At 46.5% G+C, this 15,535-nt stretch carries 13 protein-coding genes; 10 read left to right on the forward strand and 3 right to left on the reverse strand.

The genetic code is table 11. From position 1 onward, the window contains the following. The first annotated feature begins 212 nt into the window (after window positions 1–212). The 4 genes from SHEWANA3_RS21430 (at window position 213) to glpG (ending at window position 3,686) form a co-directional block, all read left to right on the forward strand. Window positions 213–1,406, forward strand: coding sequence for a glycine C-acetyltransferase (locus tag SHEWANA3_RS21430; protein ID WP_011624621.1), 1,194 nt, complete (start codon window positions 213–215; stop codon window positions 1,404–1,406). 11 nt (window positions 1,407–1,417) lie between these two features. Further along, window positions 1,418–2,443, forward strand: coding sequence for an L-threonine 3-dehydrogenase (gene tdh, locus SHEWANA3_RS21435; RefSeq protein ID WP_011624622.1), 1,026 nt, complete (start codon window positions 1,418–1,420; stop codon window positions 2,441–2,443). A 98-nt stretch (window positions 2,444–2,541) separates the two neighbouring features. Beyond that, entirely contained in the window at window positions 2,542–2,847 is a 306-nt protein-coding gene (gene glpE / locus SHEWANA3_RS21440) for a thiosulfate sulfurtransferase GlpE (RefSeq protein ID WP_011718813.1), read from the forward strand. Further along, the gene (gene glpG / locus SHEWANA3_RS21445; protein ID WP_011718814.1) at window positions 2,844–3,686 is read left to right on the forward strand and encodes a rhomboid family intramembrane serine protease GlpG; all 843 of its coding nucleotides are present in this window, start codon (window positions 2,844–2,846) and stop codon (window positions 3,684–3,686) included. The genes glpE and glpG overlap by 4 nt, the downstream gene beginning before the upstream one ends. 76 nt (window positions 3,687–3,762) lie before the next feature. On the opposite strand, the gene elbB is transcribed toward glpG, so the two are convergent. Next, the gene (gene elbB / locus SHEWANA3_RS21450) at window positions 3,763–4,419 is read right to left on the reverse strand and encodes an isoprenoid biosynthesis glyoxalase ElbB (protein ID WP_011718815.1); all 657 of its coding nucleotides are present in this window, start codon (window positions 4,417–4,419) and stop codon (window positions 3,763–3,765) included. A gap of 385 nt (window positions 4,420–4,804) precedes the next feature. Between elbB and polA the strand changes: the two genes are divergently transcribed. Further along, a complete protein-coding gene (polA, locus tag SHEWANA3_RS21455) occupies window positions 4,805–7,573 on the forward strand; it encodes a DNA polymerase I (protein WP_011718816.1) in 2,769 nt (922 codons plus the stop codon). A 977-nt stretch (window positions 7,574–8,550) separates the two neighbouring features. Here the strand turns inward: polA and yihA are convergent. After that, complete coding sequence (gene yihA / locus SHEWANA3_RS21460; protein ID WP_011624627.1) at window positions 8,551–9,210, reverse strand: ribosome biogenesis GTP-binding protein YihA/YsxC; 660 nt, start codon at window positions 9,208–9,210, stop codon at window positions 8,551–8,553. Between the two features lie 169 nt (window positions 9,211–9,379). Between yihA and SHEWANA3_RS21465 the strand changes: the two genes are divergently transcribed. From SHEWANA3_RS21465 to hemN, 5 genes are all read left to right on the forward strand, one after another. Beyond that, window positions 9,380–10,003 carry a c-type cytochrome gene (locus SHEWANA3_RS21465; RefSeq protein ID WP_011718817.1) on the forward strand — a complete coding sequence of 208 codons (624 nt, stop codon included), beginning with the start codon at window positions 9,380–9,382 and terminating at the stop codon, window positions 10,001–10,003. 823 nt (window positions 10,004–10,826) lie between these two features. Then, window positions 10,827–11,465 carry a class I SAM-dependent methyltransferase gene (locus tag SHEWANA3_RS21475; RefSeq protein WP_011718819.1) on the forward strand — a complete coding sequence of 213 codons (639 nt, stop codon included), beginning with the start codon at window positions 10,827–10,829 and terminating at the stop codon, window positions 11,463–11,465. A gap of 82 nt (window positions 11,466–11,547) precedes the next feature. Continuing rightward, window positions 11,548–12,102: a Der GTPase-activating protein YihI gene (gene yihI, locus SHEWANA3_RS21480; RefSeq protein WP_011718820.1), complete on the forward strand. Its 555-nt coding sequence runs from the start codon at window positions 11,548–11,550 to the stop codon at window positions 12,100–12,102. 68 nt (window positions 12,103–12,170) lie between these two features. Continuing rightward, window positions 12,171–12,638, forward strand: a complete 468-nt coding sequence (locus SHEWANA3_RS21485) for a DUF2489 domain-containing protein (protein WP_011624631.1) — start codon at window positions 12,171–12,173, stop codon at window positions 12,636–12,638. Between the two features lie 258 nt (window positions 12,639–12,896). Next, window positions 12,897–14,273, forward strand: a complete 1,377-nt coding sequence (gene hemN, locus SHEWANA3_RS21490) for an oxygen-independent coproporphyrinogen III oxidase (RefSeq protein ID WP_084796735.1) — start codon at window positions 12,897–12,899, stop codon at window positions 14,271–14,273. A 71-nt stretch (window positions 14,274–14,344) separates the two neighbouring features. On the opposite strand, the gene add is transcribed toward hemN, so the two are convergent. Then, a complete protein-coding gene (add, locus tag SHEWANA3_RS21495) occupies window positions 14,345–15,340 on the reverse strand; it encodes an adenosine deaminase (protein ID WP_011718822.1) in 996 nt (331 codons plus the stop codon). Window positions 15,341–15,535 lie beyond the last annotated feature (195 nt).

Consider the following 15,535-nt stretch of genomic DNA (forward strand, 5'->3'; position numbering starts at 1 on the left):
GCTAAATGCGGACTCAATTTATGCCCTCGGCGGTGATGCTACCGACAGGCCGACCATGTTGCACATTAGTTTTTATAATGTAACAACCCCTTTAGCCCTAAACTAATTTATCTAGCTAACCTGCATGAAAAAAAGGCTGTAGGCCGATAGGGTTTAGCGTTAGAATGCCGCAACTCCCAGAATCAGAATAAAGTTAACTAAGGAGATATCAGGTGGCCTCTACCTCATTCTACGCACAGATTAATCAACAGCTTGCCGATGTTAAAGCCGAAGGTTTATATAAAAGCGAGCGTGTTATTGCCTCACCGCAACAGACTGCCATTCAAGTTAATCACCAAGAAGTTGTTAACTTTTGCGCCAACAACTACTTAGGCCTAGCTAACCACCCAGAACTGATCAAAGCCGCACAGCAAGGCTTAGACAGCCACGGCTTTGGTATGGCTTCAGTCCGTTTTATTTGTGGAACCCAAGATATCCACAAACAACTCGAAGCCAGCCTGAGTGAATTCCTCGGCATGGAAGACACGATTCTGTATTCTTCTTGCTTCGACGCCAACGCAGGTCTGTTCGAAACCCTGTTAGATGCCGAAGATGCGATTATCTCCGACGCCCTAAACCATGCCTCTATTATCGATGGTGTGCGTTTATGTAAGGCCAAACGTTTCCGTTACGCCAACAACGATATGGCGGATTTAGAGACGCAATTGATCGCCGCAAAAGCCGCTGGCGCGCGCAATATTCTGATCGCCACTGACGGCGTATTCTCAATGGACGGCGTCATCGCCAACCTGCAAGGCGTGTGTGATTTAGCCGATAAATACGGCGCATTGGTCATGGTTGATGACTCACATGCCGTGGGCTTTGTTGGCCTCAACGGCCGTGGTTCGCACGAACACTGTGGCGTGATGGGCCGTGTCGATATTATCACCGGCACCTTAGGCAAAGCCTTAGGCGGCGCATCGGGCGGTTTCACTTCAGGTAAAAAAGAAGTCATCGACTGGTTACGCCAACGCTCTCGCCCTTACCTATTCTCTAACTCATTGGCGCCTTCGATTGTAACGGCCTCTATCCATGTATTAGAGATGCTCAAATCGGGCCAAGCACTGCGTGAAGCCGTATGGGAAAACAGCCGTTATTTCCGCGAAAAAATGTCAGCGGCAGGCTTTACCTTAGGCGGCGCCGACCACGCGATTATCCCTGTGATGATTGGCGATGCCAAACTGGCGAGCGATTTCGCTAACCGTTTATTAGCAGAACATATTTACGTTATCGGTTTCTCATTCCCTGTCGTGCCAAAGGGACAAGCCCGTATTCGTACTCAAATGTCGGCGGCCCACACCCGTGAGCAACTCGACAAAGCGATTGAAGCCTTTACCCGTATCGCTAAAGAAATGGCGATTATTTAGGACCCTACAAAATGAAAGCACTAAGCAAGTTAAAAGCCGAAAAAGGCATTTGGTTAGTCGATGCGCCTAAGCCTGAAATGGGCCACAACGATCTGCTGATCAAGATTAAAAAGACCGCCATTTGTGGCACCGACATGCATATCTACAACTGGGACGAATGGTCACAAAAAACCATTCCTGTGCCTATGGTGGTAGGTCACGAGTATGTGGGTGAAGTGGTTGATATCGGTCAAGAAGTTCGTGGCTTTAAAATTGGTGACCGCGTTTCTGGCGAAGGCCATATCACCTGCGGCCACTGCCGTAACTGCCGCGCTGGTCGCACCCATTTATGCCGCAACACCTCAGGTGTGGGTGTAAACCGCGAAGGTTCATTTGCCGAATACTTAGTGATCCCAGCCTTTAACGCCTTCAAAATTCCCGATGATATCAGCGACGATTTAGCCTCTATCTTCGATCCATTCGGTAACGCAGTGCACACAGCGCTGTCATTCGACTTAGTGGGCGAAGACGTGTTAATCACTGGCGCGGGTCCTATCGGTATTATGGCTGCGGCCGTGTGTCGCCACGTTGGTGCTCGCCATGTGGTCATTACCGACGTTAACGAATATCGTTTAGAGCTGGCACGCAAGATGGGCGCCACCCGCGCCGTTAACGTGGCTCAGGAAAGTCTGAAAGACGTGATGAAAGAACTCGGCATGACCGAAGGCTTCGACGTGGGTCTGGAAATGTCAGGCGTACCTTCGGCCTTCCACGCCATGTTAGATACCATGAACCACGGTGGCAAAATCGCGATGCTCGGCATTCCAGGTGGCGAAATGGCGATTGATTGGAGCAAAGTGATCTTCAAGGGTCTGGTCATCAAAGGCATTTACGGCCGTGAAATGTTCGAAACCTGGTACAAGATGGCAAGCTTGATCCAATCTGGCTTAGATATTTCGCCTATCATCACGCACCACTACAAGATTGATGATTTCCAAAAAGGCTTCGACGCTATGGGCTCGGGCCAATCAGGTAAAGTCATCCTCAGCTGGGATTAATTCTCTCAGCTATGCCAATCACGGGGCTGTACACATGCAGCCCCATGTTGCACACTTATCCCATCGCTTATCCCTTTTCAGTTATTTCAGGTTTTATTATGTCTTCCTTTAAACACCTTAGCGTTAATCAATTAGTGCAAATGACCGAGTCAAAGCCAGTGCAAATCGTCGATATTCGCGATGGTCACAGCTTTAACAACGGCCACATTGATGGCGCATTTAATTTGAATAACGAGAATCTGGCGCACTTTATTGGCCAAGCGGATATGGATAGTCCTTTAGTGGTGGTTTGCTACCATGGCATCAGCAGCCAAAATGCCGCGCAATATCTGTGTGAACAAGGCTTTGATGATGTCTATAGCCTAGATGGTGGCTTTAGCGCTTGGCATGAGGCCAATGCATGATAGAGATTGGCAGACTCCCCAACAGCAGAGCCGCACAGGCCTTTGTCGATTACCTTAAAGGTGAACAGATAGACTGCCAGATTCAGCCATTGCCACAGGGAGTCGCTATTCTGGTTATCCGCGATCAAGATGCCGAGCAAGCCCGTAAAGAGTTCGCCCATTTTATCGCTCATCCTTACGATAACAAATACTTACAAGCCTCGTGGGAGCATGGTGATACTCATACTAAGCTCGACTATGGCGCCCCTTCTTTACAGCTTTTTGCGCAATTTATCACAGGTGCAGGCCCAGTTACTCTTATCATCTTTGGCCTCTGTGTACTGATTTATGCCGCGATGAATTTAGGCTTCGGCGGCCCGGTTTATGAAACACTCTCCTATTTCGGTGCGGTGCCGGACACCAGTATTAGTCAATTCTGGCGCGTGTTTACCCCAAGCCTGATGCACTTTTCGGCCATGCATATCATCTTCAACTTACTCTGGTGGTGGTATTTGGGTGGAAAAATCGAGACTCGCATAGGTACAGCCCCGCTGTTAATCCTGCTACTGGTCGCCGGTACTTTACCCAATGTCGTCCAATACTATGTTAGCGGCCCCAACTTTGGCGGACTGTCGGGCGTAGTGTATGCCGTCGCCGGTTACACTTGGGTCATGGGGATCCGTAAACCCGCAGCAGGAATAGGTTTACCGCCCTCCTACATGGGATTTATGTTGATTTGGCTGATGTTAGGCTTTACGGATTTCTTAGGCGTGTCAGTTGCGAATGGCGCCCATATTGGCGGATTACTGATAGGTCTCGCCCAAGGCTGGTTCGATAGTCGCAGTAAAGCCACTCGCTAACTTACCGCGATTGCTTCCATGCTCGATTAAAAAGCAGGGTAAGCCTTAAGGCTTACCCTGCTGCATTTAGGTGCCGTTACTTGGCCAACTCTAATACTTTGGCGACCAACTTCTCGATGCCAGAGTGCGCCTCGGCAATGTTCCCCGCCAGCATATAAGCGGGCGTGCTGACAATCTTATTCGCCTCATCCACCACAATATCATGCACAGTCGCCGCCTGATGATGGCCGCCCATCAGATTAAAGGCTGCTACCGTATCCACATCATTACCAATAGTGCCCTTAGCGCCGTGTCCATATAAACGCGGGATCATCATAGGCGCGATACAAATAAAGCCGACAGGCTTTTTCGCTAGAATAAATTCATTAATAAAATCAGTAACGAGTGGATTCACTTCACACTCACTACCATTGGTGGCGAAGTTACACAGATTTTTCGCCGCCCCAAATCCGCCAGGGATAACCAGTGCATCGAAATCGGTAATATCAAGTTCGGTGGTTGCTTTTACTTCGCCACGGGCGATACGTGCCGATTCAACCAGCACATTTCGTGTCGCCGTCTTGTCTACTTCGCCCGTGAAGTGATTAACAACATGCATCTGATTGATATCGGGAGCAAAACATTGATATTGAGCCCCCGCTTTCGACAGAGATAATAACGTTAAAACCGATTCATGGATCTCTGTTCCATCGAAAACACCGCACCCACTGAGCAATACTGCGATTTTTTTCATTATAAATATCCTTCTTATGTCATTTGGTTTTAACAAACTGTAAACAAAATGGTTGATCTGCTTAAAAATCATGCTAACTTAGTTCGTCGAATCTAAGGGTCGGTGAAAATTAACGCAGCCTTTAGGTATTTTACGGAGTCAAGAAAAAATCCACAAATCAGGAAGATTTTTCAAGAAACAGTATTGAACTCACACAAATATTTTAAAAACATAAAAATCAACAACTTAAAAATATCGCACCAAGCCGTAAACATCGCCATTATTCACAGTTGACTTTTTCACTCACAGAGTTATCCACAGGCTGAGAGTCAATTTGCCGTGGCTGAAATACCGTATCTGTGGCATGCTTACCGCCATCTAAGTCATCGATAAACGAAAATTACTTATGCCTACCATAGCCAATAACCCACTTGTCCTTGTGGATGGATCTTCTTATTTATATCGCGCCTATTATGCGCCTCCTCACCTGACAAACTCAAAGGGCGAAGCTACTGGTGCTGTTTATGGCGTAGTGAATATGCTCCGCAGCTTATTAAGCCGTTATCAACCTAGCCATATCGCTGTGGTGTTCGATGCTAAAGGCAAAACCTTCCGCAATGACTTATATGAAGAATACAAGGCACATCGCCCGCCTATGCCGGATGACCTGCGCTCACAAATTGAGCCACTACACCGTATTATCCGTGCCTTAGGCCTGCCCTTAATCTCTATTCCTGGTGTTGAGGCGGACGATGTTATCGGCACAATCGCTCGCCAAGCGAGCCGCGAAAACCGCGCTGTACTCATCAGCACTGGTGATAAAGACATGGCGCAGCTGGTTGATGAAAATATCACGCTGATCAACACCATGACAGATACCATTATGGGCCCTGAAGAAGTTGCGGCTAAATATGGTGTAGGTCCAGACAGAATTATCGATTTCTTAGCGCTGATGGGCGATAAGGCGGATAACATTCCCGGTTTACCTGGTGTTGGCGAAAAAACCGCATTAGCTATGCTCACGGGGGCGGGTAGTGTCGCCAATTTGCTTGCAGAGCCCGAAAAAGTAACCGAATTAGGCTTTAGGGGCGCAAAAACCATGGCGGCGAAAATCATCGACAATGCCGACATGCTAAAGCTGTCCTATGAGCTTGCCACCATTAAAACCGATGTTGAACTCGAACAAGATTGGCATGAGCTCACCGCCAAACCCGCTGACAGGGACGAACTGATCAAATGCTACGGCGAGATGGAGTTTAAACGCTGGCTTGCCGAAGTCTTAGATAATAAGGCGCCAGCGACGGTCGCAGCAAAAGCCGAAACAACAGAGACCCAAGAAGAGTCAGCGCCCAGCGTCACGATTGAAACCCAATACGATACAATTCTGACCGAAGCTCAGCTTGATGAGTGGATTGCCAAACTCAAACAAGCGCCATTAATGGCCGTAGATACCGAGACCACCAGCCTCGACTATATGGTTGCGGAATTGGTTGGCCTGTCCTTTGCTGTTGAAGCGGGTAAAGCCGCCTATCTGCCCTTAGCCCACGATTATGTTGGCGCACCTCAACAATTAGATAAGCAGACTGCACTCGAAAAACTGCGCCCCTTACTCGAAGATGCCAAGATTAAAAAAGTCGGTCAAAATCTGAAATATGACATCAGCGTATTAGCCAATGCAGGCATAAAACTCCAAGGCGTGGTATTCGACACTATGCTCGAATCCTATGTGTTTAACTCGATCGCCTCACGCCATGATATGGATGGGTTGGCGCTAAAATATCTGGGCCATAAAAATATCGCCTTTGAAGATATCGCAGGTAAAGGTGCTAAACAGCTGACCTTCAACCAAATTCCGTTGGAAACAGCTGCGCCCTATGCGGCGGAAGATGCCGATATTACCCTACGTCTACATCAACATTTGTGGCCAAGACTCGAAAAAGAGACCGAATTAGCCTCGGTCTTTACCGATATTGAACTGCCGCTGATCCAAATACTGTCCGATATTGAACGCCAAGGTGTGTTTATCGATAGTATGTTGCTCGGCCAACAGAGTGATGAACTTGCCCGCAAAATCGATGAGTTAGAAACAAAAGCTTATGATATTGCAGGTGAAAAATTCAATTTAAGCTCACCAAAGCAACTACAAGTGCTGTTTTTTGAAAAGCTGGGTTATCCGGTCATCAAAAAAACCCCTAAGGGCGCCCCCTCTACCGCGGAAGAAGTACTGGTTGAGTTGGCATTGGATTTCCCTCTGCCTAAAGTGATCCTTGAACATAGAAGCCTAACCAAGCTAAAGAGTACTTACACCGACAAGCTCCCTCTAATGGTGAACGCGAAAACGGGTCGGGTACACACAAGCTACCATCAGGCCAACGCCGCAACGGGGCGTTTGTCCTCGAGCGAACCAAACCTACAGAATATTCCTATCCGCACCGAGGAAGGTCGTCGTATTCGCCAAGCCTTTATTGCGCCGCAGGGACGTAAGATTTTGGCCGCCGACTATTCGCAGATTGAATTACGCATCATGGCGCATTTATCCCAAGATGCGGGCTTACTTAAAGCCTTCGCCGAAGGTAAAGACATTCACAGAGCCACCGCCGCCGAAGTATTTGGCACCGACTTTGACAGTGTCACCTCGGAGCAGCGTCGCCGCGCCAAAGCCGTTAACTTTGGCCTTATCTATGGCATGTCCGCCTTTGGATTGGCGCGTCAGCTCGATATTCCCCGCAACGAGGCACAAACTTACATCGACACTTACTTCGCCCGCTATCCAGGCGTATTAAGGTATATGGAAGAAACACGAGCCAGTGCAGCAGAACTTGGCTATGTCTCTACGCTATTTGGGCGCCGTCTCTATTTACCTGAAATTCGCGATCGTAATGCAATGCGCCGCCAAGCAGCAGAAAGAGCCGCGATTAACGCCCCAATGCAAGGCACCGCCGCGGATATTATTAAAAAAGCCATGATCAGCATTGCCGATTGGATAAAAACCGATACCCAAGGTGAAATCGCCATGATCATGCAAGTCCACGACGAATTAGTATTCGAAGTCGATGCCGATAAAGCCGAAACACTCAAGCTCAAGGTGTGTGAACTCATGGCAAAAGCAGCCAATCTGGACGTGGAACTTCTGGCAGAAGCTGGTATTGGCGATAACTGGGATCAAGCCCACTAGCATTCAAGCTCTAGACTTGAGCTTCTAACACTCGTTGCTAACACTTACTAAGGCTCATTCTTTACAGGATGGGCCTTTATATTTGGTGCGAGTTTTCGGTACCGCAAACTCGACGCCGCAGAGAACAAGATGAGGAGAGGTTGTTTACTAAAGCGAATCCCCTGATGGCTAAACCGCCTCAAGAATGGGAAGCAGCATTTGACTCACCGCACAATGTTCTCAGTCACTAAATACAATCCCCCCTCAATTCTCGCAGCTTCAACGCCGGCATAAGCACAACCTGCTATCCGCGTGACACTCCATACAAGCCTAAACAATCGTTCGCTGATGGATACAACCAAGAACAATCACCAAAATAGAGTAAAAACATTAAATCTGAAGAATTGATCAGTTCTGTACTAAAAATACGGTCAATTTAGCGAAATCAGTGGTTTAAATGTCTTTTGTGAAAATATCAGATCAAACACCGCTGGTTTTTTCACCTAAAACTTGAGATCTACCGCACACAATTATCACTTTTTCAAAAAAACTGTTTTCCATTTAGAGATAAATAGCGTATTATTCTCTGCGTAGGGTACAGAGGTTAAGATGTTCTATCTTTCAGACCTTTATTTCACTTATAGTGACGAGCCAAATTCTGGCGCCCCAGCAACTTGTTTGCTGGGGCTTTTTTTTGCTCTTTTTTCGGCGTTGGGATGATTTCAACAAAGGCGAGTAAATTTTAGAGTATTTACTTTAATAAAAGGTAAATTCGATGTATGCTGTCTTCATTGAGAACCATTGAAGGTAATTTGATGGTGCTTGAGTCTTGTTGAATTTAGCTTCTCCCCAAAAGAGCTAAAATTTTGGCCGGTGACTAATGTTATCGGCTATTTTTTTGCCCCAAATTTACGGGGTGAAATAGATGTTTTATAAGGGGATATTGCAGAAAGAAATGGCCGAATGCACTCAAGGCATCCGACCATAAAGCAAAAGACTTACTCGGCGTCGTCTTGGTTTTCTAACTCATCGGCCAACCATTGCGGATGACACCATTCATTTAGAATACTCAGCACTTTAGGTTTGCCCGTGCCTTTGAGCGCAGAAAAAGGCTCAACCTGTACCCAATCACCAAATTCAACCAGCGCTTTACGCACTTCGTTCACGGTTTTCATCTTCGCGCTTTGCGCCAATTTATCGGACTTAGTCAGTAATGCGAGTACTGGAATTTCACTCGCAACCGCCCATTCGATCATCTGCATATCCAAATCTTTCAACGGATGACGAATATCCATCAATACCACAACGCCACTTAAGCACGCACGCTTCTGCAAATATTCGCCGAGGGATTGTTGCCACTTTAATTTCATGGCTAAAGGCACTTGGGCAAAGCCGTAACCCGGTAAATCGACTAATCGGCGCTGCGCATCGAGTTCAAATACGTTAATTAGCTGAGTTCGCCCCGGGGTTTTACTGGTACGCGCTAAGTTTTTCTGCTCAGTTAATGCATTGAGCGCACTCGATTTTCCGGCATTGGAGCGACCAGCAAAAGCAATCTCAACACCAACGTCGCCGGGCAGATATTGATCCAAATGTGCAATGTCAGGTGCACTGATTAAAAACTTCGCCCTGCGAAAATCTATATGAGATTCAGTCACTATTTACTCCAATATATTTACTGCGCAATACCATAATTTATGAAGAATTGCTTACTTTTCCACGTTTTCGTGTAAAATATTACCCCGATCACATTAAACATATTTTACCACGCTTGCGGGTCACCCTAGTAAGCTCAGGATAATAATCTTAACCAGAAGTTGGAACGCCATGAAAAAGTTAGCTCTTGCGCTGTCTGTTGTAGTTGCCGCCATATCTTCACCTGCGATTGCTGAAGGTAATGCTGAAGCGGGAAAAACTAAAATTATCGTTTGTTCTGCATGTCACGGCATGGACGGTAACAGTATGATCGATATGTACCCTAAGCTTGCGGGCCAACACGCCACATACCTCCAAAAGCAACTACATGATTTCCGTAGTGCGGCGCAATCTGGCGGTAAAGATGGTCGTATGGATCCTATCATGAGTGGTATGGCAATGCCTCTAAGCGATCAAGATATTCTTGATATCAGCGCTTATTTCTCTAGCCAAGCAATCCAAGTTGCTGAAGCGAAAGATGTTCCTGAGCTAGGTGCAAAACTTTACAAAGGTGGCGATGTATCACGCGGCATCACAGCTTGTATGGCATGTCATGGTCCAGATGCTAAAGGTGCTGAATCAGCAGGTTTCCCTGCATTAGCCGGTCAACACGCTAACTACATCAAGATCCAACTGACTAAGTTCCGTGATGCAGGTCGCCACAACGACCTCAACGGCATGATGCAAGATGTCGCGAAAAAGTTAAGCGACAGTGATATCGAAGCATTATCTAAGTACATTGCTAGCCTGAAATAGGTTTTAGCGATAAAAAAGGGTGCACTGTCACCCTTTTTTATCGCCGCAAAGTTTACGTTAACGTAAACTGATAAAGATTCATGCTTGACATAGATCACAGATTTGGGTTTAATAAGCCCCGTACCGAGATAAACCCATCTGTTTGTACAAATAAATTAATAATAACTTGCAGATTTCGGTATAATTAACATTCAAGATATAAGAATAAAGACTCTCAATAACAATAATATAACTAAGACCACTCTCTAATAATAATAAGAGCAGTGATTTCGCCTTGAAATCCCGGTCAGTACATTTTTGTAAGGGATGGCCGATAACGCCAATTTGCGATAAGCAAATCGCCTTACACTCAGGGTAACTTGCCCCATCAGGACACAGTTTGAATGATTCAAACTGTAGCAAAGGAAGCTAATAGCTTTGGATGCACTGGCTGGAAGCTTGTTATCACTGGAAGGTACTTCAAGCAACATGGATGGTTAACTTAACGTCATTGATGACGCTGTAATAAAGATGTGTCTTGAGACCATCTACGGAAACTGTGGTCTGGATGGCAACAGAAACTAATTAAGTGTCTGGAAGACCGATAACTAAAATGATGCAGGGAAAGCAGTAAAAAAAAGAAGGATACCGACCGGGAAAGTCGCATAGCAAGTAAGGATACTTGGAATCAGAATAGGGTGCAAAATGCACCGTTTGTAAGGCGGCAGTTTAACTGCCGCCTTTTTTCTTTGTGATTCTCCACCAGCATACATCCAGCACCGAAAGTGCACTTCCGCAATATAATTGTTACAATCAAGACCTTAATACTTTTCTAGTTGACTCAATGCGCAGATGTTCCCTTTGTCATAGCACGCAAACACTGTTGCTCCTTCAGGACAAGAAACGGTGTTTTTATGTTTGCCAGACATGCGGGCTCACCTTTGCTGACGCAAACAGTCATCTTCCTCCCGCGGCAGAAAAACAGCGTTATGGTCGTTCGCGAATTGCCGCCAAACAGCGCCAACTCTCGCAATTTATTCTACCGCTACTGACACAAATACAATTGCAGCAGAAAGGGAGCCTCACGGGCTTAAATTTTGGACGCGTGTTAGATCAAACCAGTCTGGCGACCATTGAATCGGCGGGACACACTTTCAAGCAGTATGATCCTTTCTTCGCACCAGACCACGAAACGCTTAAGCAAGAATATGATTTTATTTGTTGCTACCGAGTCTTTGAGCATTTTCAGCACCCCAGTAGAGAATGGAGTTTACTGACCCGTTTACTCAAATCGGGCGGCTGGTTAGCGATTAGCACACCCTTATTAATTGATTTAGAAGGGTTTGCTAAGTGGCATTATAAAAACAATCTCACTCACGTGAGTTTTTACCAAAGACAAACCTTTGAATACCTAGCGAGTAATAGCGATTTTGAACTATTATTTGCCGCGAAAGACCTCGTTTTGATGCAAAAAACATCATAATCTGGTATAACAGCCGACCGAATTTAGTACCGAGTCGATCCCGTATCGGCTAGGCCACACGTTGTAAACAATTGAGAAAATCATGTCTCGTAGCAAGAAAACACGCAAGGGCGGCGAGAATAGCCCTAAATTACAGCCAAGAGTGAAAAAGCAGGACCGTGCAGAAGTCACTGGCAAGCGCGCCGAAAAGGGCAACAAGTCTGGCAGTCGTCATAATGAGGCGCTGATCCAGGCTCAAGCACCACAGAAAAAGGCTGCACAGAAGAAAGATCCTCGCCATGGCAGCAAAAAGCCTGTGGCATTGGCTTTACCAACTGCAACAGAAAAACCTGCCACACCAAAGGTTAAGCAACCCAAGTTAACCGACGAGCAAAAACTGTTGAAGTTAGAAGAAGATCCAAGACTGAACCAGTTACTCGATATGCTGGAAGAAGGCCGTAACTTAAGCAATGACGACCAACAATGGTTAGATCAGCAGCTGAACAAGATTGAAGCCCTGATGATTAAACTGGGTATCAGCGATGAGTTAGAAGATGAAGCGCCAGCGAAAAAATCTAAAGTCGATTCAGATGATGACCTGTTCGATCGCTTTGAATCCGGTGCCGACCTACTAAAAGATTATCAAGATAAGTTTTAAATCTTAGAATATGCATAAAAACAAAGCGCTCAGCCTTTGTTTTTATGCAGTCTAAACAAGGAGTTTACGTGTCAACCACTCTTATCCTGCTTGGTTTTATCATCATTGTTGCCCTCAGTAGTTACGCCACTTTCTTACTCCTCAAGCTCAAGCAACAGAAACAACGCCAACAGGCGCTCACTGCCGAACGTGAAGCGGCGGCTAACGCGAAGCGCGCCCAAGTACTAGAAGATATTCGTTATATCGCCACCGCCATGATTGACGACCGCTGCGAAATCTCTGAAGGTGTGGTGAGGATTGGCCGTTTATTTGAAATTTTATCCTTAAGCGAGCGCGTGGCACCTGAGTTCCCGGCATTCTTCCAACACTTTGAGCTGATTAAAGATCACCCGATTATGGAAGCTCGCCAAGCCCTGCCAAAGCAAGAACGGATGAAGCTCGATTTTGTCCGCATGAAATCTGAAGCTGAACTGGCCGAAGGTATTACCGCCGATGCCAAAAAGCTCTCAAATTATCAATTAAAAGCCCCACATTAAGCTGACAACATTAACCTCAAGGCCAAAACCTTGGCTTTGAGGCCCAATCGCTCCCGCATTTCTTTTCCCACACAGAGTACGGCTTCACGTGAGCCTGTGCACAAAACCTCCAAAAAACAACAGACATTAGCTCCTTTTTCATAGATATTGCGTAACTTCTAAAAGGACAGACATCATTTTTACAACCTAGATCAAGGTTATTTGGCTAAGAACCTTGCATACTTCGCTTGTTGCTAATTTACCCTCGGAGGACACGCCTTGAAGCAGCCCACTCAGATAAGCTGGGATCAGTCGATGATCGAAAAATATAACTACAGCGGTCCCCGTTACACCTCTTACCCAACGGCGCTGGAGTTCGATGATTCATTCACTGAACAAAACCTGTTAACGGCGATTGAAAACAGTAAGAGTGACAAACTGTCGCTGTATATTCACATCCCCTTCTGCGCCAAACTTTGCTACTACTGTGGCTGTAATAAAGTTATCACTCGCCACGCCCACAAGGCCGATCAATATATCGAGTATTTAAGCCACGAAATTATTAAGCGCGCTCCGCTGTTTAAGCACTACACAGTCACCCAAATGCACTGGGGCGGCGGCACTCCAACCTTCTTAAATCCTGAGCAAATTCTGAAGTTAACCGACTTAATTAAGGCTAACTTTAACTTTGCCGCTGAAGGTGAGTTCTCTATCGAAGTTGACCCGCGTGAGATTGAGCTTTCAATGCTCGATACCTTAAAAGAAGCGGGCTTTAACCGCATTTCTATCGGCGTACAGGACTTCAATAAAGAAGTACAAGTCGCGGTAAACCGTGAGCAGGACGAGCAATTTATTTTCGATTTAATGGCCAAAGCCAAGGCCATGGGATTTGTCTCAACCAATATCGACTTAATTTACGGTCTGCCACATCAGACACCCGAAACATTCGCCGCCACCATGCAACGCGTGTTAGACCTGTCGCCCGATCGTCTATCTGTGTTCAACTATGCCCACTTACCCGCGCGTTTTGCCGCGCAGCGTAAGATTAAAGATGAACATTTACCTTCGCCAAAACAAAAACTCGAGATGTTGCATCAAACAATCGAGACTTTAACTGGCGCGGGTTATCAGTACATCGGCATGGACCACTTCGCTAAGCCCGATGATGAGTTGGCTAAGTTACAACGCGAAGGCAAACTGCACCGCAACTTCCAGGGTTATACCACCCAAGAAGAATGCGACCTGCTTGGTCTTGGCGTGTCTTCTATCAGCCAAATCGGCGATTGTTATGCGCAAAACCAGAAGGACATTCGTCCTTACTACGAAGCCATCGACAAAGACGGACATGCACTGTGGAAAGGCTGTAGCCTGAATCGTGACGACGAAATTCGCCGTGTCGTGATCAAACAACTGATCTGCCACTTCGATTTAGATATGGCAAAAATGGACGAAAAACTAGGTATTAAGTTTGAGGAATACTTCGCCGAAGACTTAAAACTGCTGCAAACCTTTATCGACGATAAGTTAGTCGACGTAACCGACAGAAAGATCACTATCAGCCCCACTGGCCGTCTGTTGATCCGCAATATCTGTATGTGCTTCGACCTTTACTACCGTCAAAAAGCGCGTCAACAACAGTTCTCCCGTGTGATCTAACACTGACGCATCTCCAATAAAAAATCCGACTCTAATGTCGGATTTTTTTATTGGGCAAAAGAGCCGCTTACTTAAGCTTTAGCCGCATATAGCGCCTTGCGCTCGCTCTCGGATAAAAACGCCATTTCCACCCCGTTGCGTTGCACCTGAGCCAGCTCAGCATCGCTTAGTCCCAGTTCAGACTTGGCAATGCGGTATTCGTGCTTGATATCAATCGCACTCACGCCTGGATCATCGGTGTTAAGGCTTATCAACACACCGGCATCCATAAAGGTTCTGAAGGGATGTTCTGCATAGGAAGACACGGTCGACGTGTGCAGGTTGCTGGTTGGGCAAGATTCGATACCGATACGGTGTTTAGCGAGATATTCCATCAGCTTAGGATCGTGTATCGCATTCACCCCATGGCCGATACGTGTCGCGCCCAGCTCCTGAATCGCTTGCCACATACTTTGTGAACCCGCCGCTTCCCCCGCATGGGCGGTAATGGCCAAGCCCGCATCTCGCACTCGCTTAAAGTGCTCGTTAAACAATTCGCCAGGGAAGCCTAGCTCATCGCCGGCTAAATCCATCGCGACTAAATGTTGTTTATGGGCGAGCAGGCCTTCGAGCTCCTGAGTACAAGCAGCTTGGCCGAATGAGCGCGACATAATTCCGATAAGATTGATTTTAACTTGGTAATCTTTCAGGCCCGCTTTCACCCCGTCGATAACCGCTTCAACCACACCTTCAATCGGTAGTTTATGGTTCATCGCCATGTAATATGGACTAAAACGCAGCTCCGCATAATCAAGGCCAGATAACGCCGCATCGGCCACGTTTTCATAGGCGACACGTTTTACCGCATCTAAATCAGCTAGCACTGCCACCATCCAGTCAAGCTTCTTCAAGAAGGCGACTAAGCTGGTTTCTTTCCCCTGAATTTGTACAAATGGCGCGAGAGTCTCTAAAGAATCGGCAGGTAAAGCAATGCCGTGTTGGTGTCCGAGTTCCCAAATGGTGTTCACTCGCACGTTACCATCTAAGTGACGATGCAAATCCACCAATGGAATGGATGTATTGATCATAATTAACCCCTATGTGAACTACCCAGCCAATGCTTTTGTTATTTGGTCTAGGGCGGATCCTAAGTTTAACACGCATTCTTTGGTGGCACTTAGCTAAGGGCGGGATTTAAATTCACATTCAGTCACAATTCTGCTTAATATGCGTACAACAATCTGGGGTAAACCTCAGGCATAATGAGTTCAATAACAACGAAA

The sequence above is a fragment of the Shewanella sp. ANA-3 genome, from assembly GCF_000203935.1.
In the GTDB taxonomy this organism is placed as follows: domain Bacteria; phylum Pseudomonadota; class Gammaproteobacteria; order Enterobacterales; family Shewanellaceae; genus Shewanella.